Below are 25200 nucleotides of genomic sequence, written 5' to 3'. Positions count from 1 at the left end.
ATCATGGATATATTCAAAAAACAAGAATCAAATGTAAGATCTTATTCGAACAGTTTCCCTGTTGTTTTTTCTTCTGCAAAAGGGTGTTGGTTGGAAACTAATAACGGTGATAGATACATCGATTTTCTCGCAGGAGCAGGGTCACTAAACTACGGACATAATAACACTCTTTTAAAAAAAGCACTTATCAACTACATAGAGAACGATGGCGTAACACACGGCCTTGATATGCATACCGAAGCCAAAGCTTCTTTCTTATTCGCACTTCATAATCATATTTTTGTACCTAGAGATCTTGATTACAAAGTACAATTTACGGGCCCAACAGGTACTAATGCGGTTGAAGCCGCCTTGAAATTAGCCCGTAAAGTAACAGGTCGTACTAATATCATTGCATTCACCAATAGCTTCCACGGCTGTACTTATGGTGCACTAACAGCAACATCTAATCAGCATCACCGTGGTTGCTCTGGTATGCCGTTAGTAGGCGTGTCTCGTTTACCTTATGAGGGTTATGCTGATGTTGATGGCCTAGCGTTACTTGAAACCATGCTCAATGACAATTCAAGTGGTTTAGATAAACCTGCTGCAGTACTTCTTGAGGTTTTGCAGGGTGAAGGGGGATTGAACGTAGCCTCTAAAGCATGGCTTCAAAAACTCAGTAGGATCTGTAATGACAACGATATCCTAACGATCGTAGATGATATTCAAGCTGGCTGTGGGCGTACCGGTACCTTTTTTAGTTTCGAGCCCTCCGGAATTAAACCTGACATTGTTACCCTCTCTAAATCCATTGGTGGCTATGGTTTACCGATGGCGCTAGTGCTATTCAAACCAGAACTAGACGAATGGATACCAGGTGAACACAATGGTACTTTCCGAGGCAACAATCATGCCTTTATCACTGCAACTAAAGCCATTGAGAGCTATTGGGTTACCAACGAATTTGAAAAACATATTGCTGCATGTAGTAAACAAGTGAAAAAGGTTATCGATTGTACATTGCAGCGTTTTCCCTCCATTCTTGTTCGCGGAAAAGGGCGTGGTATGATGCAAGGTATCGAATGTAAAAACGGCGCTCTGGCATCTGCAATTTCCAGTCGCTGTTTTGAAAAAGGCATGATCATTGAAACGGCAGGATCGAATGATGAAGTGGTAAAATTTTTCTGCCCGTTGACCATCAGCAAATCTGAGCTTGAACAGGGCCTCCACATTTTCGAACAAGCAGCAGAGTACATTGCTCAATGTACCACCAGAAAGGCGTCTTAAAAACCAGATAAATGGTCGAAGAGCTCTGGAAGAGAGTACAAAAACGTGAACTTCGTGTCATATCTGAATCATAGTGCTTGTCTTCTTCTTGAAGATGGCAATATAGGTCTCTCTTTCTACATCACCCCAATTTACCAAAGTACTGAACCCTATATTTGCTATCATCAGGCTATATATAAATAACCTAAGGTTTTTATAAACACCGCTTATTCATTTCAACCAAAGAAGCCAATCATCAAGATGACTAGGTTTGATAAGCAAGCGCTTATGCAGATATAAGGTTAATTAACCTTATGTATACTTTCTTGGAAGGAAAAAGAGAGCAGAAAGGCGGAGAAATTAGCGAGTATTTGTTTTAAAGTATATTATGAATTACTATCGTGAAAACATATCTGGTATTGATATATTCTACATGTTCCTTTACGTGTCAACGCTTGCTATACTCTCGGCTCTGATATAAACCAGTAATTGTTTATTAGAGACAAAGAATGACAGATCTAAATAAATACAGAAACATCGGTATTTTCGCGCATGTTGATGCGGGTAAAACCACTACGACTGAACGCATCTTAAAACTGACCGGTCAGATTCATAAAACTGGTGAGGTTCATGATGGTGAATCTACTACCGACTTCATGGAACAGGAAGCTGAGCGTGGTATCACCATCCAGTCTGCAGCAGTAAGTTGTTTTTGGAAAGAGCACCGCTTTAATGTTATTGATACTCCAGGACATGTCGACTTCACCGTAGAAGTGTACCGTTCACTAAAAGTACTTGATGGCGGCATTGGCGTATTCTGTGGTTCAGGGGGTGTGGAACCACAGTCAGAAACTAATTGGCGTTACGCCAACGACTCAAAAGTTGCACGTATCATCTTTGTAAATAAACTAGATCGTATCGGAGCTGATTTTCTTAATGTTGTTGAGCAAATCAAGAAGGTTCTGGGTGCTCCTCCTTTAGTGATGACTCTACCCATTGGCCGTGAAGACGACTTCGTTGGTGTTGTCGACATCCTAGATCGTCAAGCTTACGTTTGGGATGATACTGGTTTGCCAGAAAATTACACTATCATAGATGTTCCTGATAGCATGGTTGACGATGTTGAGATGTACCGTGAAGAAATAATCGAAACTGCTGTTGAACAAGACGACGATCTGATGATGGGATACATGGATGGCATCGAACCTTCTATTGATGATATCAAGCGTTGTATCCGTGCCGGTACTCGTACTTGTACTATTTTCCCAACATTTTGTGGTTCTGCATTCAAAAATAAAGGAATGCAGCTCATTCTTGACGCAGTTATTGACTACTTACCTTCTCCTACAGAAGTAGATCCCCAACCGTTGAGTGATCTAGAAACGGGAGCGCCAAATGGTGAATTCGCACTGGTATCTGTTAATGAACCGTTGAAAGCGCTTGCGTTTAAGATCATGGATGACCGTTTCGGTGCCCTAACATTCGTTCGTATTTACTCTGGCAAAATAAACAAAGGTGATACGATTCTTAACAGCGCAACCGGTAAGAATGAACGTGTTGGTCGTATGGTTGAGATGCAAGCTAATCAACGTACCGAATTGACTTCTGCACAGGCAGGCGACATTATTGCTATCGTTGGGATGAAGAATGTTAAAACCGGTCACACTCTGTGTGATGTTAAGTTCAAGTGTACACTTGAACCGATGATTTTCCCAATTCCAGTAATCTCAATAGCTGTTGCTCCTAAGGATAAAGGTGGTTCAGAGAGAATGGGTATCGCGATCGGTAAAATGGTTGCGGAGGATCCAACGTTCCAAGTTGAAACTGACGAAGATTCAGGCGAAACCATCCTTAAGGGTATGGGTGAACTTCACTTGGACATTAAAGTTGACATTCTTAAGCGTACTTACGGTGTCGATCTGATCGTTGGTAAACCCCAAGTCGCTTACCGTGAAACTATCACTAAGGAAATTGAAGATAGTTACACTCATAAGAAACAATCTGGCGGTTCAGGCCAATTTGCTAAGATTGATTATCGTATCAAACCAGGCGAGATAAACTCAGGATTCACTTTTAAATCATCTGTCGTTGGTGGTAATGTGCCCAAAGAATTTTGGCCTGCAATTGAAAAAGGCTTCAAAAGCATGATGAATACAGGTGTTCTTGCTGGATTCCCTGTGCTTGATGTCGAAATTGAACTGTTTGATGGTGCTTTCCACGCAGTCGATTCATCTACAATCGCATTTGAAATCGCAGCTAAAGGTGCATTTCGTCAGTCTATGCCTAAAGCAGGAGCACAACTTCTCGAACCAATAATGACTGTTGACGTGTTCACACCCGATGATCATGTTGGTGATGTTATCGGAGACCTTAACCGTCGTCGAGGTATGATCAAGGATCAATTACCAAGTGTTACCGGCGTACGTATCAAGGCGGATGTACCTCTTTCAGAAATGTTCGGTTACATAGGTACTCTACGTACTATGACATCTGGTCGTGGTCAGTTCTCTATGGAGTTCACACGCTACGCACCATGTCCCACCAATGTTGCTGAAGCAGTGATTATTGAGCAAAAAGAAAGGAACGCTAAGAAGTAATTTATAGCTGAAGATTGTGCGGCTTGAAAAATTATGGAATCTTTGCTCAGCAAAGACTAATGCAAGGTAGCTTGCGTTTCTCGTCGCATTCCTTATGTTCTTTTTATTCCTCGTCAGATCAACAACTAACAATGCATACACCGCATGGACAATAATCATAACGTTACCGAGCTTAATAAACTAGAAAACACGCTTAATAAACTGCTTAAAAAAGGCATACAGCAGTTGTTGGCACAATCTATAGAAGCCGAGGTTCAATCCTTGCTCGATAATTTTACATCACTCCAAGCTAACAGAAAGCAGGGAGTGGTTCGCAATGGCCATTTGCCTTAGGGGCACCTACAAACTTGGCTCGGCGACATTACCGTCAAAGTCCTAAAGGTTCGAGTATAGAACAGGGAGAGGGATCAAGTTCAATAGCACACTGGTTACGCCCTATATCAAGCAAACCAAAAACATAAAAGAACTTATCCCTTGGCTCTATCTGCAGGGGATCTTCACGGGAGGTATGCAGCCAGCCCTAGAATCGCTCTTAGGTAAGCAAGCCAAGGGGTTGTCAGCAAACTGTGTTTCTCGATTCAAGCAGCAGTGGGAAGCAAAATAAGACCAGTGGTATAAGCGCGACCTAAGTAACCTCAGATCTGCATAAGCGCTTGCTTCTCAAGCCGCCTCATTTTGATGCTCGGCTTCTTTGGTTGAAATGAATACGCGATGAGGCCCGCCAACAAGTTGACCATAAAGCTGATATAACTAAGGTGCCGAGAATGCTCGATTTGGGATATGTTTTTTAGTTGGTCAAAAACGGTTTTGATAATAAATCATTTCTGAAGCATCCGTCAGTCCCAAAGTTTTATAACTTTAGGTTTCATATTCTTTTTCATACCTGTTATAAGTGTCACTCCCTTATCTGCAAGTTCCCGCTCCAATGGATCAGAGATATAACCTTTATCTCCGTATAAACACCCCCTCGTTCCTTTTCCCCACTTCAAGGTACCTTTAAAAACCTGATGTCTGAAAATGTGTAGGTTGTGACAAACCTGTAGCTTGGATGAATTAACGAAGACAATCCCTGTTGGTCTTGCCTCACGATGAGTTAGGTAAGAGCAAAGAGGAGCTAGAATACCTTGCATGAATTTGAGCATTCGCGTGTAGCTGACTAATTCAGGAAATTTATTGGTGAGGTAGCGGAAAACAAAGTGGATGTAATAGGTTTAAAAGTCTCGATATCCAGATTGATGGAAAGCTATCACTATCGTCATCACTTCGCTAACTAAGAGGCGAAAAGGCTTGTTTCTTTGTTTGATACCGGAAGAAATTAGGTATTTTTCCATACAGGAAGTAACGTCTGGCAGAAATTGTCGACATCGCTGAAAACAGTATCTAAGTTATTCATGCCCAAGTCATGGGGCAGTAAATAGTTTATTTCAAACGATCAGATCGCGACTTTGGCATTTAGTTCATTTCTTATGCACAGCTCAGGTTATTTAGCTATAAGTTGTGCATTTCACCTGAAGGAGGGCGTAAGAGTTACACAGTCAACCTAGAAGGGGAAATAAAGAAAACCCACTAAGTTATATTAGTTATAACCTATCACTATCTCTAATGATCTCTAATGGATAAAGATGTTGTTGTGGAGTATGTTTTTTGGATGACATGCGTTGAGAAATACCCTTTAATCGTTGTTAACTCCTCTTGTTTGGAATAAACTAAAGGTTATATTATGGTGCGGCGCAATTGCTAAAATGTTGAACTAATCACAATCCCTACAATCAGGTCATCATGGAATTAAGCGGGAGGTTACAATGGGAAAGCACAAGATCAGTAACTGAAAACAATATAATCAAGCATTATTAAACCGTGTCTCAGTCACTTTTCGGATAAATGAAGCTGCCATTAAGGCATGGTATTGTCTAGAGCATCTCGATTAGCGTGGTCGTGAGTTTGTATTTTAGATACCGCAATTTAAACGGCACTGATGGTGAAAGGTATTTTCAATCTCTCACTCCGTGGATTAGAAGACTTTCTTAATTCGCTTCTTACATTGATGCATCTCCCTATGAAATTCCCTACATACACTTGCATAAGTAAGTGTTCTAAGATCGTAGAAATTAAGTAGCGTTTACTGAGTTGAGGAGCTGTCTCCCACGTCGTTATTGATACTACAAACCTAAAGGTATATGTAAAGGTGAATGGAAAACACGTAAATACGTTAAGGAGAAGCGGCGGATTTGATGCCAACTTTATCTTACCTGTGAGGTGTCTACTCATGGGGTTATTGCTGTAAAAGTTAACCTATTTTCTGTGGGTGACAATGAGGTTTTAACTATATTGCTTAACCTATTACGACGAAAGATATAGTAAGTCAGTGCTGATGGAGCCTATGATATAAGAGCATGTCAACATGGACTGAAAAACAAAGGAATAATGCCTAATATTCTACCTCTAAGGTAACGCGGGGTACTGGGAGTATAGCATCCTAGACATGAAGCTATAAAGGTTTTAAAAGATGACAAACAGGCGGCGTGAAAAAATGATAGGGGTTATCATAAACGTTCATTAGCAGAGACAGCAATATTTCGCTATAAACAGTTGCTAAGACCTAAAATAACGCTTCGTGATTATAATGCTCAAGTTGGTGAAATGCTGGTAAATGTGAAAGCGATGAACAACGTTATAAGACTCGGTATGCCTGTTCGCTAGCAAATAAATTAAGACTGTAAAAAAGATTGGACTCAGTGCGTTATACGCTTGATTTAATCAACAACGCCTTCTTGTAGTATTCTAGTTTCAAGCGGAAAGCATATGCGAGTTAATGTCTTTCTTTAAGGCATCAAGTAATGCTTTCTGTGTTATGTACTTACCCTGTAATACTTCTAAGATAGTCATATCAATAGAATCAGTAACGGCTAAATGATGAATGAACACAGGTTTTGTTTGGCCTTGTCGGTGAAGCCGAGCATTAAATTGTTGATATAGTTCAAGCGACCAATTCAAGCCAAACCAGACCATAATATTTCCACCATGCTGCAAATTTAGACCATACCCAGCACTTGCTGGGTGCGCTAGTAGTATTGGTACTTTTCCTTCGTTCCAACGATCTAGTGTGTCAGTAGCGTTGGTAATGTGCTCAGCTTGCGGAAACTTCTGAAGGATACGAACAAGATCTGACTTATAATTGTAAGCAACCAATACAGGCTGACCTACTGCCTCTTGAATAATTTCATCCAATGCTTCTATCTTGGCATCATGTACAATTTCAAAATTCCTTTTATCGTCCGTGTACACAGCACCATTACTGAACTGAAGAAGTTTATTTGTTAGTGTTGCAGCATTACTTACTTCAATCATTCCTTGCTCTAATTCCAGAAGGAATTCTTTTTCTAATTCTTTATATTGCTTAACAGCTTTCGGTGGAATTGACAGTGGCATGATATTATTAATCTTTTTCGGCATTGTTAGATAATCCTCAGCCGATAGTGTTAGGCAAACATCTTGAAGTTTTGCGTATATAGTTTCTTCAGTGTTGGGTCGAGGTTCAAAGCTGTACCCCATATAGTCACCTATGAAATAACGGTCACGAAATTTGCTGAATGTTTTACCCAAACGTTTACCTTTATCAAGAAGGTATACTTGTGACCACACGTCCATCAATCCGTTACTGGCAGGCGTTCCCGTCAGTTCTACCATACGATCTATCTTTGATAGAATTTTCTTAAGGGCTTTAAATCGTTGAGCTTTTGGCGATTTAAAGCTACTGGCTTCATCTATCACAACCATGTCATAAGGCCACTTATCCCCTAATAGGTTAACCAACCATGCTACCAACTCGCGGTTAATTATATGAATAGCAGATTTTGTTGCTAACTTGATATTTCGTTGTGATGGGGTTCCTGTGATCAGGTTAAAGGATAAATGTTTGGTATGCTCCCAACGACGTAATTCTGTAGGCCATATGTGTAAAGCCACACGAAGGGGGGCGATAATTAACACCCGTCCTACTTCGCAGGTATCAAGTAAATCTGCAATAGCTGTCAGTGTGGTTACTGTTTTACCCAGCCCCATATCAACCCACAGGGCACAAGAAGGTTTGTCTTTTATCCACTGTACCATGCCGTTTTGATATTCGTGTAATAGCTCTCTATTTTGTGTTGGATTCATGTCGCCACTTTTTTCAGTTAATTAATAGTGTCAGTGATTAAATAAATCTATTGGTAACCTAATTTAACACTGTCTACAACAATCATCCGAAATCCGTTGTCTTGTAGCTTCTGAAGTTTTTTATCGATGGCCTTAAATTCTAAAAAATGGACAGATCCTGCGTGTAAATACATCCTGTCAGGTTTTCTCCTGTTGGGTTGACCAGTTAGTTTTAGAAAATTCCACTCTTTTTTGTAAGCATACTCCGTCACTATTTTTTCGATAGTAGACTAACACATCAATGTAATTCATTAAAATTCTGAAATAAAATATCATCGGCAATATTCGTTAATATAATTTAGTTTGATATTACACCAAAGAACATGCATCAAAAAGTTCTTTAAATTAGAGTCGTTTTAGCTCCCCAATACCCGCGTGTTGGGGTACAATGGGACTAATATCATGGATATTTTGAATTTGTATAATTCATTATTTTATATACCGAGTGCAATGAAGATTGAGGGACGATGATAGTAATTGTACTCTTCTTCCCGAGCATTACGTTTTATAACATAAGACCTTCGCCAAGGTCGACACATAAAGTGCCACTTAGTACTTCTCAGACGAAAATAAAACCACTTACAAGTGGGGTGTGCTTTTATACAATGGAGTGTATTTGCGTTTACAGAAGTAACATTGGTCAGCAATGACTCATTGCCACTAAAGAAATGATGTAATTGATCAAATATCATTTGGATAAAATAATGAATGTTCTGCAATAAATCGTAGAATTATTGGTTCAGATGCAGCAATTAAATTAGGGCAAACACTTGCTGGTCTGGGACTCTACGTCCCAATTAAAGCGATTAAATACCCTCTTTGATGTTGGTGTAGGGTGAAGCACTGCTTCCAATCTTTTTTATAGTCTTAATTTATCTGCTGGCAAATAAGCATACCCTGTCTTATGGTCTTATGATTTTTTTCATTACTTTCACATTTGCCAGTGCCTCACCAACTTGAACATTGTAATCAGGAAGGGGCAGTTTAGGACTGAGCTACTTCTTATTAGAGATAGATTGCTGTTTCGGCTAATGAGCGTTTGTGATAACTCCTCCGCTTTGTCATCTTTTAACGCCTTTACAGCTTAATTTTTAGAATGCCCTTCCTCCCAGTACCCCGCATTACTTCGAGGTGGAAGTAGTAGGTGTTATTCCTTTGTTCTTCAGTATGTGGTGACATAATCTTGTATTATAGGCTCCATCAGCACTGACTTGCTGTATCTTTCGTCATAATGGGTTCCGCAATATAGTCAAAAACTCATTGTCACCCACAAAAACTAGGCTAACTTTTATAGCGATAACCTCATGAAGAGACACCTTAACGGCAAGATAAAGTTTGCGTCAGATCCTCCTCTTCTCCTTCAACGTATTTACGTGTTCTCCATTCACCTTTGCATATACCTTTAGGCTTGTGGTATCAATAACTACGTGGGAGACAGCTCCTAAACTCGGCAAATGCTACTTAACTTATACGGTCTTCGAATGCTTATTTATGCAAGGGTATGTAGGGAATTTCATAGGTAGATTCATCAACATAAGAACTGAATTAAGAAAGCCGTCTAATCCATGAAGTGGGAGATTGAAAATACCTTTCACCATTAGTGCCGTTTCAATTGCATATCTGAAAATATAAACTCATGACCACGCTGATCGGGATGCTTTAGCAAATGCCATGCCTTAATAGCTAGTTACGGCTATCTAACAAGTGACTGAACCACGGTCTATTAATGCTTGATTATATTGTTTCCAGTTGCTAGTTTTGTGCTTTGGCTTTCCCATTGTAACCTCCCGCTTAATTCCATGATGATCTGATTGTAGAAATTATGATTAATTCAGATAGTTAGGAAATAACGCCGAGTGACACTGATAACTGGTATGAAAAAGAATATGAAACCCAAAGTTATAAAACTTTGGGACTGACGGATGCTTCAGAAATGATTTATTATCAAAACCGTTTTTGACCAACTAAAAAACATATCCCAAATCAAGCATTCTCGGCACCGTAGTCGTATCAGCTTTATGGTCAATTTGCTGGCGGTGATTATCGCGTATTCATTTAAACCAAAGCAACCGAGCATCAAGATGACTCGGCTTGATAGGCAAGTGCTTATGCAGATCTGAGATTAATTAAAATACTCAAGTTAGTGAAGCACTGGCAAATGTAAAAGCGATGAAAAGAATTAATAAGACTGGATATGCCTATTTACTAGCAGACAAATTAAGACTGTAAAAAAGATTTGGTGCAGTGCATTATAGGCCTTATTTAATCCACAATGCCTATTAAGAATTGGGAATTATCTCTTCGTACACGCTTGAAACTACCCAATCTAAAAACTATTGGACACTAAAAATCAACCTAAATGCACGACAAAGTGAGCGGTATATTCATTTAAATTATAATCGACTTATTGAATAGATAACTGGAAACACAGTGAATAAACACCTACAGAGGCTCTATTTAAAATCAACTACCGACCGAAAAATAGATAGAATACGGGCAAACAGAAAAGGAAGAAAATTCTCCTTTTCTGATGTTAGTCATTGGGTTATGACATCGTTTTATTAACTTCTCTCTCCAAACGCATCAGTTCCTTAATTTGACGGGTAGTTTCGCCGCGTTCTTTAGAAATTTCAGCACCTTTGATGATGTGGTCATCAATGCGGTCTTCATAGTCCACTTTCATATTTTTGACAATTTCTACGATATCTCCACGGCTCATTTCTGGCTGAATATAGTCAAGCAGGTTCTCAAGCAGTGTAACACGCTTTTGGTTGTCGCGAATCTTTCTATCGTTATCCTGAATTTCACGCTTCAGTTTATTTTTACGACGTAAGAACTTGACGATTTCGAATACGTTACTCATAGGTTTATAACCTTCCATGTATGATCCTGATGAAATTAAACCACATCACTAGCCTTTGAAACAGTTTTTTGATGAAGGAAATATCAGGAATTTTAGTGGTGATTTAGGTTTATATAAGCGTACTCTCCTAGAGCTGATTTACTTTAACTCTATGTTTTTTAGTGAAAATGTATAAGCAATGACTCCCGCAATCAAGTTGATCATAAAGTTTATTTTAAAACTATAAAACCATCCAATTTTTCCCTTACCTTATTTAGCCACCACATTGAACACGCGATGCCCTAGCATACATAACTTATGACAGACCTATAGCTAGCTCAAAATAAATTAGCATAATCTACATGCTGATAAAACAGATCGTCAATGAAAAAGCGCTCTTTCTTTCTTCATAGACTTCACATCTACCCATTTATATTCTATTGGGTTGACCTAAGCTGCGCTTAAAAAATGAACTAAATGCTAAAGTCGCGCTATGACCGTTTGAAATTTTTGTCGATGTCGATGACTTCTGCCAGACTTTCCTTCCTGCATGGGAAAAACCTCTAAAATTTTTCGGTATCAAATAAAGAAATAAGCCTTTTCGTCTCTCAGTTAGCGAAGTGATGACGATAGTGATAGCTTTCCATCAATAGGGAGATCTAGACTTCACAACCTATTACATCTACTTTGTTTGTCGCTACCTCACCCACGAATTTCCTGAATTAGTTAGCTATACGAGGATGCTCAATCTCATGCAAGGTGCTCTGGTTCCGCTTTTCTCTTACCTCACTCACCGTCAGGGATTGCTTTTGTTAATTCGTCTAAGCTACAGGTTTGTTACAACCTACGCATTTTTAGATATCAGGTTTTTAAAGGTACAGCGAAGCGAGGAAAAGGAACGATGGGCTGGTTCTACAGTTTAAAATTACACCTTATTATCAATGATCAAGGTGGTATTATCTCAGTCAAAGTGACGATGGCTAACATGGATGATAGAAAGCCTTTATCGGAAAGGAAGTTATACTGATAACGAGTATAAAAAACATATCCCAAATCGAGCATTTTCAGCACCATAGCTGTGTTAACTTTATGGGCAACTTGCTGGCAGGGATCATCACGTATTAACTTCAATCAAAGAAGCCTAGCGTTAAGACGATTCGGCTTGATAATCAATCAGCTTATGCATATCTGAGGTTGATTAGATCATGTTTATAATACACTGATCCCAATCTTTTTTAAAATTTTAATTTGTCTGATGGCGAACAGCCATACCGAGTTTTATGACTTTTTTCGTTGCTTACACATTTACCAGTAGAGTAAATTTAGGACTTGGCAACTACTTATAGCTCTTTACTTTCCACTTGGTTATCTATATTCGATGTTGCATTTTGATGCATACCCAGTTTCAATGTATACGATATTTATTTCGACAATACACACCGTATTTAGAGGGAAAACTTGACCCTCCATAACACGTTTTAAACGACTAAATCGAAAATAATTGAATATTTAAAGTTAACTAAAATGTACAATAAAGTGATTGGTACACTCATTATATCTGAATATTACTTTTAAAGTATAATCAACTTATTAAATACAGACCGACTTGTCTAAGTTACGAGAATAAAAAAGCCAACTTAACCTCTATGCTTCAGATAATTATACATCTACAGTATGACATCACCCCCGCGCTCTCGATTAAAGCGACGCTCACCTCGGACACGTTGACCACTGTTGTTATCACAACGACGACCATTAGTACGATCCCCAGTGCTACGACGACGTGGTGGTTCCATGTTTACATGGCCTTCCACCAATTCAGCCTCAGTCACTTTCTGACGAATACGCAGTTGCTTAAGTTGGTTCAACAAGTGTTTTGGCATTTTCTTCGGAAGTTGAACATAGGTATGGCCAGTAGCCAGCTTGATAGAACCAATAGAGTTTTTATCAAGACCCAGTTCGTTTGCAATAGCACCCACGATATCTTTAACTTGTACACCTTGATCCCTACCAACTGCAAGTTGGTAAGTATCCCAGTGGTCTGAATTGTGGCTACGACGTTCACCTCGACTTTCTGAGCGAATACCATCACGTCCACCCCGATCGTCACGACGTTTACTATCACGTTGAATAGCCGAAATCATTGGGTCTGGAGTAGTGTAGAACAATGGACGCTTACCTTGTTGATGTTGAAGCAACATTGCAGCAAGTATTACTGTATCTACACCCATTTGTGTTTGCAGTGTCTCGATCAAACCAACAAAAACTTCTAAGCTATCAGATTCTTTTTGCTGCTCAAGGTTGATTGCAAGTGCTGCTAGACGCGCAGCTGCAACTTGATCACGCATTGGGAGCTGAAGTTCTGACATACGTGTTGAAGTTACACGTTCGATAGTGCGGAGCATTCGAACTTGGTTTGTACGCACCAACAAAATCGCTTTACCTTCCCGACCCGCACGGCCAGTACGACCGATACGGTGGATGTATGATTCAACATCGAATGGAATATCATAGTTGAATACGTGAGTAATACGTGAGACATCAAGGCCACGAGCCACAACGTCCGTCGCAACCAAGATATCAATTACACCACGCTTGATATGATCAACAGTACGTTCACGCAGCGACTGAGGAATATCACCATGCAGTGCTGCAGCTTTGAAGCCACGCGAAGACAACCAGTCGGCTAGGCGCTCAGTATCCTGACGTGTACGCACGAATACGATAGATGCATCTGCTTTTTCTGTCTCCAGCAAACGTGCCATTGCTTCATCTTTTTGTACGCCTTTAACAATCCAGAACTGTTGTTTTACAGTTTCAACTGTTCGATTACTACCCGCCACATCGATACGGGATGGGTTGCGTAGAAAGCGATCGACAATGTCTTTAACCATGGGTGGCATTGTTGCAGAGAATAGCACTCGCTGTGCAGTTTCTGGCGCTTGTTCCATGATCCAAGTAACATCATCAACAAAGCCCATTTTCAACATCTCATCGGCTTCATCTAGAACAAACGTTTTAACTTCATCCAGATGAAGACGTTCACGTTTAATCAGATCTTTAACACGACCAGGTGTACCAACAATAATATGAACACCGATACGAAGAGCTCGCATTTGATCAACAATGGAAGCACCACCGTAGATTTCAAGTACTTTTAATCCGCTAATTTTTTGACCAAGCAGTTTAACTTCTGCTGCGACTTGAATAGCCAACTCACGTGTTGGAGCCATTATGATTGCTTGAGGTTTGTGTTGACTCAAGTCAATTTTATTCAGAACTGGCAATGAAAATGCAGCAGTTTTACCTGTCCCAGTTTGGGCTTTACCCAGCGCATCTACGCCTGTAAGAAGAAGAGGAATCGAGGCTGCCTGAATTGGAGTCGGTGATGTAAAGCCGATTGTTTCAAGAGCAGAAAGAAGGCACGGTGCTAGGTCAAGTTGGCGAAATTCAGTAACAGTATCTTGCATTAGGATCCCGATATGTAAACGAAAAGTAAGGAGCCTCTACTAGCAGTTTTGCACTGTTATCTTTTACTGATACTGGGTCACTTTTAGTTAACAAAATGACACCCCACTCTCTGTAACAGCAATCAACGCTACGAGCCTCGACAAATAAGGGAGAGAATTCTGCGCTAATAAACCAAGAAAATCCAGGGAAAAATTGAACAACTTCACATTTTTCTACGACTGGTAGATTTTTAGCTGTAAACATTTAGTTCTTTAACAATGTACTGTTACTCCTAAAATTAGCTGGTTAAGCTGTATTAATCATGATGATCCAGTTTATGCATAAAGAGTTTTTTACCTATTACTTTCGCCATCAAACAGGTTTTATATGTCTCAAATAATATTTTTCGCAACCTTACCAAGGGTGTTGATCTTTGCTGTACATAACTCGTTTAACAATATAATGACAGCCATATTAACATGAACTTCTAGGATACCATCTAGGCGTACTTTAGTTCCAATTATAATTGGAACTGAATGATATTATTTAATTCGCCTAAAGGCATTTTTTACTAAATGACAATACTTATTATAGAGATAAGCTTATACCACTTTTATTGATATCTCACCCCTAATTCCGTTTAATAATGACGGTCTTTGCACTTTAATAAGCAGCGTTGTCTCCTAAATAACCTCAGATCTGCATAAGCGGTTACTTCTCAAGCCGAGTCATCTTGATGCTCGGCTTCTTTGGTTGAAATGAATATGCGCGATGAACCCTGCCATAAAGTTGACAAAACTACGGTGCCGAAAATGCTTAATCTGGGGTATGCTTTTTAGTTAATCAAAAACGGTTTCAATAATAAATCGTTTCCGGAGCATCAAACGGTTCCAAAGTTTCATCATTTTTGGTTTCTTATTCTTTTTCACACCCGCTATCAGTATCACACCTTTGTCTGTAAGCTCCCGATCCAATCGGACTAGAGATATAACCTTTGTCTCCGTATAAACATCCTTAAAGCTCGTCAACCATTTCCGATATAGGCTTTCTATCATCCACGTTAGCCATCGTCACTTTGACTGAGATAATGCCACCTTGGTCATTGATAATAAGGTGTAATTTGAAACTGTAGAATCAGCCCATAGTTCCTTTTCCTCGCTTCGCAGTACCTTTAAAAACCTGATGTCTGAAAATGTGAGGTTATTACAAACCTGTAACTTGGATGAATCAACGAAGGCAAGACCTTGTGGTGAGTGAGGTAAGAGCAAAGCAGAACCAATACACCTTGCATGCGCTTGCGCATTCGCGTGTAGTTGACTAATTCAGGAACTTCGTTAGTGAGGTAGCGGCAAACAAAGTGGATGTAATAGATTTTGAAATCTCGATACCCAGACTGATAGAAAGCTATCACTATCGTCATCACTTCGCTAACTGAGAGGCGAAAAGGTTTGTTTCTTTGTTGGACACCGAAAGGAAATTAGGTATTTTGCCCATGCAGGGAGGAAAGTCTAGCAGTTTTCGTCGATATCGACGAAAACTGCGTCTAAGTTATTCATGCACAAGTCCTTGTGCAGTCAATAGTTTATTTCAAATGATCAGATCGCGACTTAGGCATTTAGTTAATTTCTTAAGCGCAGCTTAGGTTAACTACAAGTAAGAAGAGTATAAATGTTAAAAATGATCCCTCATGATAGGGGATCATAAGTATTAATGGCTGTGATATTGACATTTACGTGAGCAATTCTTTTGCTGTATTAACGACGTTCTCAATGGTAAAACCAAACATCTCGAATAGTTTACTAGCAGGCGCTGATTCACCGAAGGTGTGCATGCCGATGATCCGCCCATCAAAGCCAACATATTTGTACCAGTAGTCTGCAATACCTGCTTCAACAGCGATACGGGCCTTCACATCTGAAGGCAAAATTGATTCACGGTAAGAAGCATCTTGTTTGTCGAATGTATCCGCTGATGGCATTGAAACCACACATACTTGCTTACCATCTATCGCTAGTTGCGCCGCTGCTTCTACTACAAGTGGAACCTCTGAACCCGTTGCTATTAAGATAAGTTTAGGCTTGCCTTCACACTTTCTTAGGATATAAGCACCTCTGGTGATGTTTGCGACTTGTTCCGTATCACGCCCTTGTTGTTCTAAAGTTTGACGTGAGAAGATCAACGCAGTAGGGCCATTCCTACGCTCAATAGCCAGCTTCCACGCGACCGCAGATTCTACTTGGTCACATGGCCGCCATGTGCTCATGTTGGGTATCAGGCGTAGCGAGGCTATTTGCTCAACAGGTTGGTGGGTTGGTCCGTCTTCACCGAGACCAATGGAGTCGTGGGTGTAAACTTGAATATTCGGTACTTTCATTAGTGCTGCCATACGCATCGCGTTACGGGCATATTCCATGAACATTAGGAAAGTCGCACCGTAAGGTATAAAACCACCATGTAGTGAAATACCGTTGATGATAGCTGTCATCGCAAACTCACGCACCCCGTAGTGGATATAGTTTCCAGACGGATCGTAAGCTGTGATGGCTTTTGATCCAGACCACATGGTTAGGTTTGAAGGCGAGAGGTCAGCCGATCCACCTATTAATTCTGGCAGAATTGAACCAAAAGATTCCAATATATTTTGTGAGGCTTTACGTGACGCAATATTCGCTGGGTGTGCTTGCAGATCTGCAATAATTTGTCTAGTTTTGGCCTCCCACTCTACGGGAAGTTCACCGTTTACGCGGCGTTTGAATTCAGCAGCTAGCTCAGGGTGTTCGTTTGCATACTTAACCAGTTTCTCATCCGAAGCAGATTCTTTTACAGCTCCGGCTTCCTTGGCATCCCAGTGACTATAAATTTCAGCAGGAATCTCAAATGGACCATACTCCCAGCCAAGTTGTTTACGCGTGGCTGAAATTTCCTCAGTACCTAGAGGAGCACCGTGGCAGTAATGTGTGCCCGCTTTGTTTGGTGATCCGAAACCGATGATGGTTTTGGTGCAAATTAGGGTTGGACGACCAGTTTCTGCTTTCGAGTCTTCTATGGCAGTATTGATTGCATCTGCATCGTGACCGTCTACTCTTGGGATAACATGCCAACCATAAGCTTCAAACCGTTTTGGTGTGTTATCTGTAAACCAACCTTCAACGCGCCCGTCGATAGAAATGCCGTTATTATCCCAAAAGGCGATTAGTTTTCCAAGACCTAATGTACCTGCAAGTGAACACGCTTCATGAGAGATACCTTCCATTAGACAGCCATCTCCCAAAAAAACAAAGGTGTGGTGGTTAACGATGTCATAGCCGTCACGATTGAATTGTGCAGCTAGTGATTTTTCTGCTATCGCCATACCAACTGCATTAGATATACCTTGTCCCAGTGGACCAGTGGTGGTCTCAATACCGGGTACGTAACCGTATTCAGGATGACCTGGGGTTTTTGAGTGCAATTGGCGGAAGTTTTTCAGATCGTCAATCGACAGATCATAGCCTGTCAGGTGAAGTAGTGAATAGATCAACATTGAACCGTGGCCATTTGACTGTATGAAGCGATCACGGTTTGCCCATTGAGGGTTTGTAGGACTGTGGTTCATATGGTTTCGCCACAGGACTTCAGCAATATCAGCCATACCCATAGGGGCACCTGGGTGACCAGAATTAGCTTTTTGTACGGCGTCCATACTCAGAGCACGGATGGCATTGGCAAGGATCCTACGTTCCATCTTGAGTTTACCTTGTTAAATGATGTTTAGGTTTATACCTATCTTATCTTGAATTAGCCATATTGTTGACTGCATTCTTTCAGTCCTATTACCTAGCTTGTTTATATTCATTGGTATAGTTCACTTGTTATTTAACCTCAGATCTGCATCAGCGCTTGCTTATCAAACCTAGTTATCTTGATGCTTAGCTTTTTTGGTTGAAATGAATACGCGATAAGCCACGCCAGCAAGTTGACCATAAATCTGATATAACTACGGTGCCGAGAATGCTCGATTTAGGAGATGTTTTTTAGTTAGTCAAAAACAGTTTCAATAATAAATTGTTTCCGGAGCATTAGGCGGTTTCAAAATTTTATCACTTTGGGTTTTATTTTTTGGATTGATATACTTCACTCCACCAAGAATGACATTATTCCTGTGCGACAGTGAAGCGTCTAGGATATCTCTGTAATGCTGATTGTTAAAGACCTAGATGAATTTACAAAGAAAAAACCACATTTCCTGTGTGCAATTTAATTGATTAAATATCAACAAGTTAAATTTACTCTGAAAAATATAGTGTTATTTCATCTAAGAATTTCCTCTCAGAAACTAGATGTGGTGGGGCTTAAGCAATGTCCCTTTTTGTTATATATTTAGCACGATTTAAGAGACAGCAAATCTTTACCGCCCAACGACGGCTCGTAGTTGATCAATTTAAGATTGAATGTCGCCAGTAGTTTTTCTATTCATATTGCACTTTTCCCCATTGCAGCAACTCTTACGAACACTTAACTCTTATCAAATTGTTTAGGCATAGGCCGCTGAATATCACATATTTGTTTTATGTTTGATTTGTCTTTTAAACGGTTTTGGTTTCTTGCTGGTAATGAACCAGCGCGATACTTATCAACGTATTTCTTCAATACCCTCCGGTATTTTGATCTTTCGTCTCTCTCACTCAAATAACTACGGCACAGAAAACCTACCTATTACATCGCCCAGTATTCGATATCGCTTTCTGGTTTCCTGCGAATCATTTGATCGAAAGCGTTATTAAAATTGACAATCGCTTGTCAGCCCAAAGAAATAAACTCCGATAAGCTTGGTAGCCATACATCGACTTTCCGCAAAAAGTAACTAACAACCCTCCACACATTTCGTTTGGATCCAATCCTCCCCGCTTCACTGAACCAATTGACCTTCTACTCGGTGCTGAAGAGTGGCAATAACGCTTGAGCAGCACCGCGTTGTGTTGTTTATATCGGTTTTGTTGATGGCTTGTTTTATCAGTCCTTGGTCGATTGCTTTCATAGTCATTACTCCAGCGTTCTTGGTTCAAGTAAGTCGTAAGGTGTAGTTTATTGAATCCGAATTGTTGGTTACCCATTCGGGTTTTAATATGCTGACAGAGTATGTTTATAAATTCATCCACTGGCTCATTTCTTGCTTGAAGCCAACTCTTAAATTTTGCCAAAAAAATTTTTTTAGATTTCTTCGTTGGAAACTCAAACCACACACGCTCTAAATAGCGTTCAATTTCAGTCACATATTTTGTTTCTTTTTTATAGATTCTAATTGACTGGTTCTGGGTAACACAGGATCACTAGGTTGGTGATAGTGTGTCACTAGGTAACCTGAGCTGCGCTCAAGAAATAAATTCGATGCCTAACTCAAGATCTGATCGTTTGAAAGCCACAATATCTCACTCGTTGAAATTCTTTAGGAGGAATGTGCTGAACCAGCCTGCCAACAAATACCTTAGCATCCACTATCTCATAGGTTTTTAACTTCGTTTTATGTGATTGATAGTAATACCTGACTATCCTAGATAAGCCTATCGGCAGGGATGACAAATATTTGGTTAGGTATCGTATTAACCCTCGGTAGCTTTATTGCTTGGGACTTTATTTGTACGACCATTGCGAGGCTGGGCATAGAAACCATCAGGATAATTAGCCCATAAGATTCTAATCACATATTCACACGCTGGAAACTTAATCTTCCATTAACTTCAGTAAATGTTTTTGCTAGAGTAATCGTAGCTAAGATGACGATCAATGCTGAAACTCTTTCAAATCCGCGTTTGAAGGAAAGAATGAACCTTCAGCCAGTATCGCATGTAAATGCGGATTGTAGTTGCCATTACGACTCTGGGTATGGATGAAAATAATGACGGCGATTTCATACGTATCGATCTTTAAAGTGCACCCGAATCAACTCAGATAAGCAGACTTCCACTAAGACCATAAACCTAGAATACAAACACTTCTGATTGGAGTGATTATGGAAAGGAATACGAAGTTGCTTAAGCAATGTTAAGACAACTTGCCGCTAGCTCACCCTAGGAAACAGGGGATGCCTATTTTGATCATACTCTCCCATGCATAATACTTTCCCCTTATAACTAAAGTTAACTTCATGTTGCCCTTAGACCGTAACCCAAATATTGGTAAGTGGCAAAGCTATTTTCTGAACTTCCACACTTCAGCATTTTAGCGATTTCTAAATGATAATAATAGGTGTCATAGCGGGGATAACTGGATATGAATATGGCTAAATTTGTAGTAAAAACACGTTGAAAGCGAAGCAGCTTTAATTTGATACCTTTGAAATTCATTCATGCCTTTTATCTATTCAATCTTGCTAAATATATCACAGAAAGAGACATGCCTTAAGCCCTACCACATATAGTTCCTTGGAAAAAATTTCTAGGTGAAAGAACAAAGGAATAACGCCTACTATTCCACCTCGAAGCAACGCGGAGTAGTAGGATGAAGTCATCTTAGAAATGAAACTATAGAAGGCTTTAAAAGAAGATAAACTAGCGGAGTAAAAAAAGGATTGGGGTTATCACAAACGTTCATTAGCAGATACAGTAATGTTTTGCTATAAACAGTTGCTCAGCCTTATAACTCACTCTTCGTAATTACAATGCTCAAGTTAGTAAAGCACTGTCAAATGTGAAAGCGATGAACTAAAGTTATAAGACTTGGTATGCTTGTTCGCCAGAAGACAAATTAAGACTGTACAAAAAATTGGGAACAGTGTGTTATAAGCTTGGTTTTATCAACTACTCCATTATGATGTACCGTTCTATATAAACATTCTGGACAGAGAACATTCAATAGATCACACCATACCCCAGAAATCATCATATCTCCTACTACCTTCTTAGATAAAGTGAAGCAGTTTTTATACAGACAAAAACCACTTTAATTAAAATATTATGAACTAGCTTACGTGTTTGCTTGAAGTAGGGTCGCACCAGCGGTATTCTCTTGTTGTCTTTAATACTCACTCAATTCACTGTTCAGGATAATTTCATTGATTAGTATAGCTAATATAAGCCAGCAATTTGGCGCAAAACCTCTTTTCGAAAATATTTCCGTTAAATTTTGTGATGGAAACTGTTACGGCTTAATCGGCGCAAATGGTTGTGGAAAATCTACATTTATGAAGATCCTGAGTGGTGAATTGGATCCTTCTCAAGGTAACGTAAGTGTTAGTACCAACGAACGTGTGGCCAAGTTGAGTCAAGACCAGTTTGCATATGAAGAGTTTACTGTTATCGACACTGTTATAATGGGTCATACTGCACTTTGGGGCGTAAAACAAGAACGTGACCATATCTACTCACTACCAGACATGACTGAAGAAAATGGCATGCGCGTTGCTGATTTGGAAGTTGAGTTTGCCGAGTTGGACGGTTACACCGCAGAATCTCGTGCGGGGGAACTGCTACTGTCTGTTGGTATTCCTGTAGATCAACATTTCGGTTTAATGAGCAAAGTGGCACCAGGTTGGAAACTGCGTGTGTTACTAGCACAAGTGCTGTTTGCTGATCCGGACATCATGCTGCTTGATGAACCAACGAACAACTTGGATATCGATACCATTCGTTGGTTAGAACAAACTCTGAATGAACGTAACTCAACTATGATTATCATCTCTCACGACCGACACTTCCTGAATTCTGTATGTACACACATCGCAGACTTGGATTACGGTAAGCTGCGTATTTATTTAGGAACTTATGACGAATACATGCTTGCAGCAACACAGGATCGTGAACGTCTACTTTTTGACAATGAGAAAAAGAAGGCACAAATTTCAGATCTGCAATGCTTTGTAGCCCGTTTTTCAGCAAATGCATCAAAAGCGAAGCAAGCTACATCGCGTGCTAAACAAATCGATAAGATTAAACTTGATGAAGTAAAAGCATCAAGTCGTAAAAACCCGTTCATCCGTTTTGATCAATCTAACGAACTGTTCCGAAACGCATTGGAAATTAGAAATATGGCACAAGGATTTGAAGGGATGCTATTCCTAGGTCTGAATGGTATTTTTGAAGTGGGTGAGCGTATCGCGATCATAGGACAAAATAGTGTGGGTAAAACCACACTTATTAATACGTTAGCGGGATATTTAGAGCCTAAGGCAGGTTCATATAAGTGGTCAGAAAACACTAATATTGGTTATTATGCTCAAGATCATACAGCAGAATTTATAGAAGACTTAAATGTATTTGATTGGATGTCTAAGTGGAAACAAGACGGTGACGACGAGCAGGTAGTTCGCGGTTATTTGGGTCGTTTGCTATTTTCACAGGACGATATCAAGAAATCCGTGAAAGTACTATCTGGTGGTGAACAAGGCCGTATGCTGCTTGGTAAACTAATGATGCATAGACCCAACATTTTATTGCTTGATGAGCCTACTAACCACATGGATATGGAATCTATTGAGTCGTTAAATATGGCGTTGGAGCAATATAAAGGTACCTTGTTTTTTGTGTCTCACGATCGTCAATTTGTGGATTCTTTGGCGACAAGAATTCTGGAGATTCGTGATAGGAAGGTATTTGACTTTAAAGGTACCTATGAGGAGTTTATGAAGTCGCGGGGTTTAGATTAACTACTCCTATTTTGGTCAAAACAACCTATGAAGCCCGTCTTTCATATATAAATTCTTCGAAAAAGATCGAGGGATTTTTCCCTTAATTTTTGTATCGTTGATCTTAATAAAAATCTTGTGTTTGAGGTAATTCCTGAATTCTGATAATAGCTGCGACACTTATTGTATCCTGTACAAAAAACCAACTACCGGAAGTGGTAAGCTCTTCTCGCTAAAAAAACAAGCAGTACTGCGATGAATTACCAATAGTTGACAGAAGGAAGAAAATATTAAAATTTAGTACCAAAATTTAATCAGGCTACCTGATTAGGAGTGATATCATCGTCTTGGATGCTATCACTAGGAATGACTTGAAGAACATGACGATATACTAAAAAAGGCGACGAATCTCTTGACTGTCAGACTTACTGAATAAATATCATTAGCTGATAAGTCTAGGAAGAATCGCGCTGTATCCACAAAATGTAATTTATTCAGTATTCACAGAAGTAGCTACAAGTATTGGCGTTGTCATCTAAAAATGATCGAACCCTAGTTCCGCAGGTGCAAAAACCGCCACTGATATTATCACGATTAAAGTGAAGTCACTCAGCAGTTACAAAACCAATAAGTTAATGAAACAGTTCAGGTTAAATATACTCAAACAACTTGAAGATATAGGTTTCCGCAGGCTTTACCGATGTCATGATCACGGTATGCATTGGTAAGTGTAGTGAACTACACCAAAAAGAGATAACATCGAATATATCGTTAGTAAATGCAGTCTGCAAAAGGGAACCTTGGCATCTATTTTTTCGTTAAATCTCCGTGAAAGAGATAGAGTATTCCTATGAGAAATTGCTGCGAACTGAATGCATAGATGACCTTTTAAACCGAGCAACTTCAAGTTATTTTGGTATAAGTTACTTTTACGGTAAAAGTCAACCTATCTCTTTGATATTTAGGCATAGAGTAAATATCTGTTGACTTAGGTGGTCGCACCACGTTCATTAACGACTTGTTAGTCAAGTTATACGGATACTTTACACGTTTAACTCTGCTGAATATTTTATTGATCATTAAGTATGATCAGGTTGATGTTTTAGTGTGATTCACATATATGAGTTTAGAATTTGAAAATCCGAATTACTGTTTGAATGCCCAAGGTTTACGGTGTCCAGAACCGGTGATGATGGTGAGAAAAACGATTCGCAATATGTTAGAAGGTGAAACTCTGCTGGTTGTTACGGATGATCTATCGACTACACGTGACATCCCAAGCTTCTGCCGTTTTATGGATCACACCCTTGTTGGACAAGATGCCGAAAGGTCACCCTATCGTTATTTGATCCGTAAGGGTCTCTGATAATTAACCTCAGATCTGCATAAGCGCTTGCTTATCAAACCTAATCATCTTGATACTCGGCTTCTTTGGTTGCAATGAATACGCGATAATCCCCGCCAGCATGTTGACCATTTAGGATATGTTTTTTTAGTTAGTTAAAAACAGTTTCAATAATAAATCGTTTCCGGAGTATCAGGCGGTTTTAAAGTTTGATCACTTTGGCTTTCATATTTTTTTCACACCCGTCATCAATGTCACTCCCTTGTCTGCAAATTCCCACTCCAATGGACCCGCGATATAAACACCCCAAAGCTCGTCAACTATTTCCGATACAGGCTTCCTATCATCCACGTTAACCGTCATCACTCAAACTAAGATAATGCCACCTTGATCATTAATAAAAAAGTGTAGTTTGAAGCCGTAGAACCACCCCATCGTTCTTTTCCTCTCTTCGAGGTACCTTTAAAGAGCTGATGTTTGAGAATTCGTAGGTTGTGACAAACCTGTAGCTTGGATGAATCAACAAAGACAATCCATGACGGTGAGTAAGGTAATAGCAAAGAGGAACCAGAACATATTGCATGAACTTTAGCATCCTCGTGTAGCTAACCAATTTAGAAAATTTGTTAGTAAGGTAACGACAAACAAAGTGGATGTAATAGGTTTTGAAGTCTCGATACCCCGATTGATGGAAAGCTATCACTATCGTCACCACTTCGCTAACTGAAAGATGAGAAGGCTTGTTTCTTTGTTTAATCTCGGAAGAAATTAGGTGTTTTGTCCATGTAGGGAGGAAAGTCTGGCAGAAGTCATCGACATCGACGGAAACAGCGTCTAAGTTATTCATACACAAGTCCTTGTGTAGTCAATAGTTTATTTTGGGTATGCGGATTTAGTGGTTGATTCCCACAGGATGTATTAA

General features: G+C 39.7%; 11 protein-coding genes and 8 pseudogenes. 8 read left to right on the top strand and 11 right to left on the bottom strand.

What is annotated here, in order from left to right:
• Positions 1-3: 3 nt before the first annotated feature.
• From ectB to BTN49_RS01240, 3 genes are all read left to right on the top strand, one after another.
• Positions 4-1269: a diaminobutyrate--2-oxoglutarate transaminase gene (gene ectB, locus BTN49_RS01250; RefSeq protein ID WP_097355693.1), complete on the top strand. Its 1266-nt coding sequence runs from the start codon at positions 4-6 to the stop codon at positions 1267-1269.
• A 488-nt stretch (positions 1270-1757) separates the two neighbouring features.
• On the top strand, positions 1758-3845 hold the full coding sequence (gene fusA, locus BTN49_RS01245) for an elongation factor G (RefSeq protein ID WP_097355692.1): 2088 nt from the start codon (positions 1758-1760) through the stop codon (positions 3843-3845).
• A 144-nt stretch (positions 3846-3989) separates the two neighbouring features.
• Positions 3990-4178, top strand: a complete 189-nt coding sequence (locus BTN49_RS01240) for a hypothetical protein (protein ID WP_097355691.1) — start codon at positions 3990-3992, stop codon at positions 4176-4178.
• A gap of 302 nt (positions 4179-4480) precedes the next feature.
• Here the strand turns inward: BTN49_RS01240 and BTN49_RS01235 are convergent.
• Positions 4481-5238, bottom strand: a pseudogene (locus BTN49_RS01235) (transposase).
• A 409-nt stretch (positions 5239-5647) separates the two neighbouring features.
• Here BTN49_RS01235 and BTN49_RS01230 point away from each other — a divergent pair.
• Positions 5648-6545: pseudogene (locus BTN49_RS01230) on the top strand (IS5 family transposase).
• An 87-nt stretch (positions 6546-6632) separates the two neighbouring features.
• Here BTN49_RS01230 and BTN49_RS01225 read toward each other — a convergent pair.
• Both BTN49_RS01225 and BTN49_RS01220 read right to left on the bottom strand, forming a co-directional pair.
• Positions 6633-8003, bottom strand: a complete 1371-nt coding sequence (locus BTN49_RS01225) for a DEAD/DEAH box helicase (protein ID WP_097355690.1) — start codon at positions 8001-8003, stop codon at positions 6633-6635.
• A 941-nt stretch (positions 8004-8944) separates the two neighbouring features.
• Positions 8945-9820, bottom strand: a pseudogene (locus BTN49_RS01220) (IS5 family transposase).
• Between the two features lie 78 nt (positions 9821-9898).
• Between BTN49_RS01220 and BTN49_RS21605 the strand changes: the two are divergent.
• Positions 9899-10162: pseudogene (locus tag BTN49_RS21605) on the top strand (transposase); the annotation flags it as partial.
• A gap of 425 nt (positions 10163-10587) precedes the next feature.
• Here the strand turns inward: BTN49_RS21605 and BTN49_RS01215 are convergent.
• A complete protein-coding gene (locus BTN49_RS01215) occupies positions 10588-10905 on the bottom strand; it encodes a DUF496 family protein (RefSeq protein ID WP_097355701.1) in 318 nt (105 codons plus the stop codon).
• Positions 10906-11390: 485 nt separating this feature from the next.
• Between BTN49_RS01215 and BTN49_RS16955 the strand changes: the two are divergent.
• Positions 11391-12006: pseudogene (locus BTN49_RS16955) on the top strand (transposase); the annotation flags it as partial.
• A gap of 545 nt (positions 12007-12551) precedes the next feature.
• Here BTN49_RS16955 and BTN49_RS01205 read toward each other — a convergent pair.
• The 6 genes and pseudogenes from BTN49_RS01205 to BTN49_RS19875 all read right to left on the bottom strand — a co-directional run bounded on the left by BTN49_RS01205 (position 12552) and on the right by BTN49_RS19875 (position 19914).
• On the bottom strand, positions 12552-14354 hold the full coding sequence (locus BTN49_RS01205; RefSeq protein WP_097355688.1) for a DEAD/DEAH box helicase: 1803 nt from the start codon (positions 14352-14354) through the stop codon (positions 12552-12554).
• A gap of 691 nt (positions 14355-15045) precedes the next feature.
• Positions 15046-15890 (bottom strand): annotated as a pseudogene (locus BTN49_RS19880) (IS982 family transposase).
• Between the two features lie 173 nt (positions 15891-16063).
• Positions 16064-18058 carry a transketolase gene (tkt, locus tag BTN49_RS01190; RefSeq protein WP_097355686.1) on the bottom strand — a complete coding sequence of 665 codons (1995 nt, stop codon included), beginning with the start codon at positions 18056-18058 and terminating at the stop codon, positions 16064-16066.
• A 137-nt stretch (positions 18059-18195) separates the two neighbouring features.
• A pseudogene (locus BTN49_RS16950) lies at positions 18196-18402 on the bottom strand (transposase); the annotation flags it as partial.
• 671 nt (positions 18403-19073) lie between these two features.
• Positions 19074-19586 (bottom strand): hypothetical protein, encoded by a 513-nt coding sequence (locus BTN49_RS13690; protein ID WP_158523556.1) that lies wholly within the window; start codon positions 19584-19586, stop codon positions 19074-19076.
• 124 nt (positions 19587-19710) lie between these two features.
• Entirely contained in the window at positions 19711-19914 is a 204-nt protein-coding gene (locus tag BTN49_RS19875) for a transposase (protein WP_097355685.1), read from the bottom strand.
• Between the two features lie 1450 nt (positions 19915-21364).
• On the opposite strand from BTN49_RS19875, the gene BTN49_RS01175 reads away from it, so the two are divergent.
• Together BTN49_RS01175 and tusA are read left to right on the top strand one after the other, a co-directional pair.
• On the top strand, positions 21365-22954 hold the full coding sequence (locus BTN49_RS01175; RefSeq protein ID WP_097355684.1) for an ABC-F family ATPase: 1590 nt from the start codon (positions 21365-21367) through the stop codon (positions 22952-22954).
• 1099 nt (positions 22955-24053) lie between these two features.
• The gene (gene tusA, locus BTN49_RS01170) at positions 24054-24299 is read left to right on the top strand and encodes a sulfurtransferase TusA (protein ID WP_097355683.1); all 246 of its coding nucleotides are present in this window, start codon (positions 24054-24056) and stop codon (positions 24297-24299) included.
• A gap of 9 nt (positions 24300-24308) precedes the next feature.
• Here tusA and BTN49_RS21600 read toward each other — a convergent pair.
• A pseudogene (locus tag BTN49_RS21600) lies at positions 24309-25125 on the bottom strand (IS982 family transposase).
• Positions 25126-25200 lie beyond the last annotated feature (75 nt).

The organism is Candidatus Enterovibrio escicola, from assembly GCF_002464935.1.
Taxonomy (GTDB): domain Bacteria; phylum Pseudomonadota; class Gammaproteobacteria; order Enterobacterales; family Vibrionaceae; genus Enterovibrio; species Enterovibrio escicola.
The sequence above is the reverse complement of the archived record's forward strand: the minus strand, read 5'-3'. Positions and strand labels throughout refer to the sequence as shown.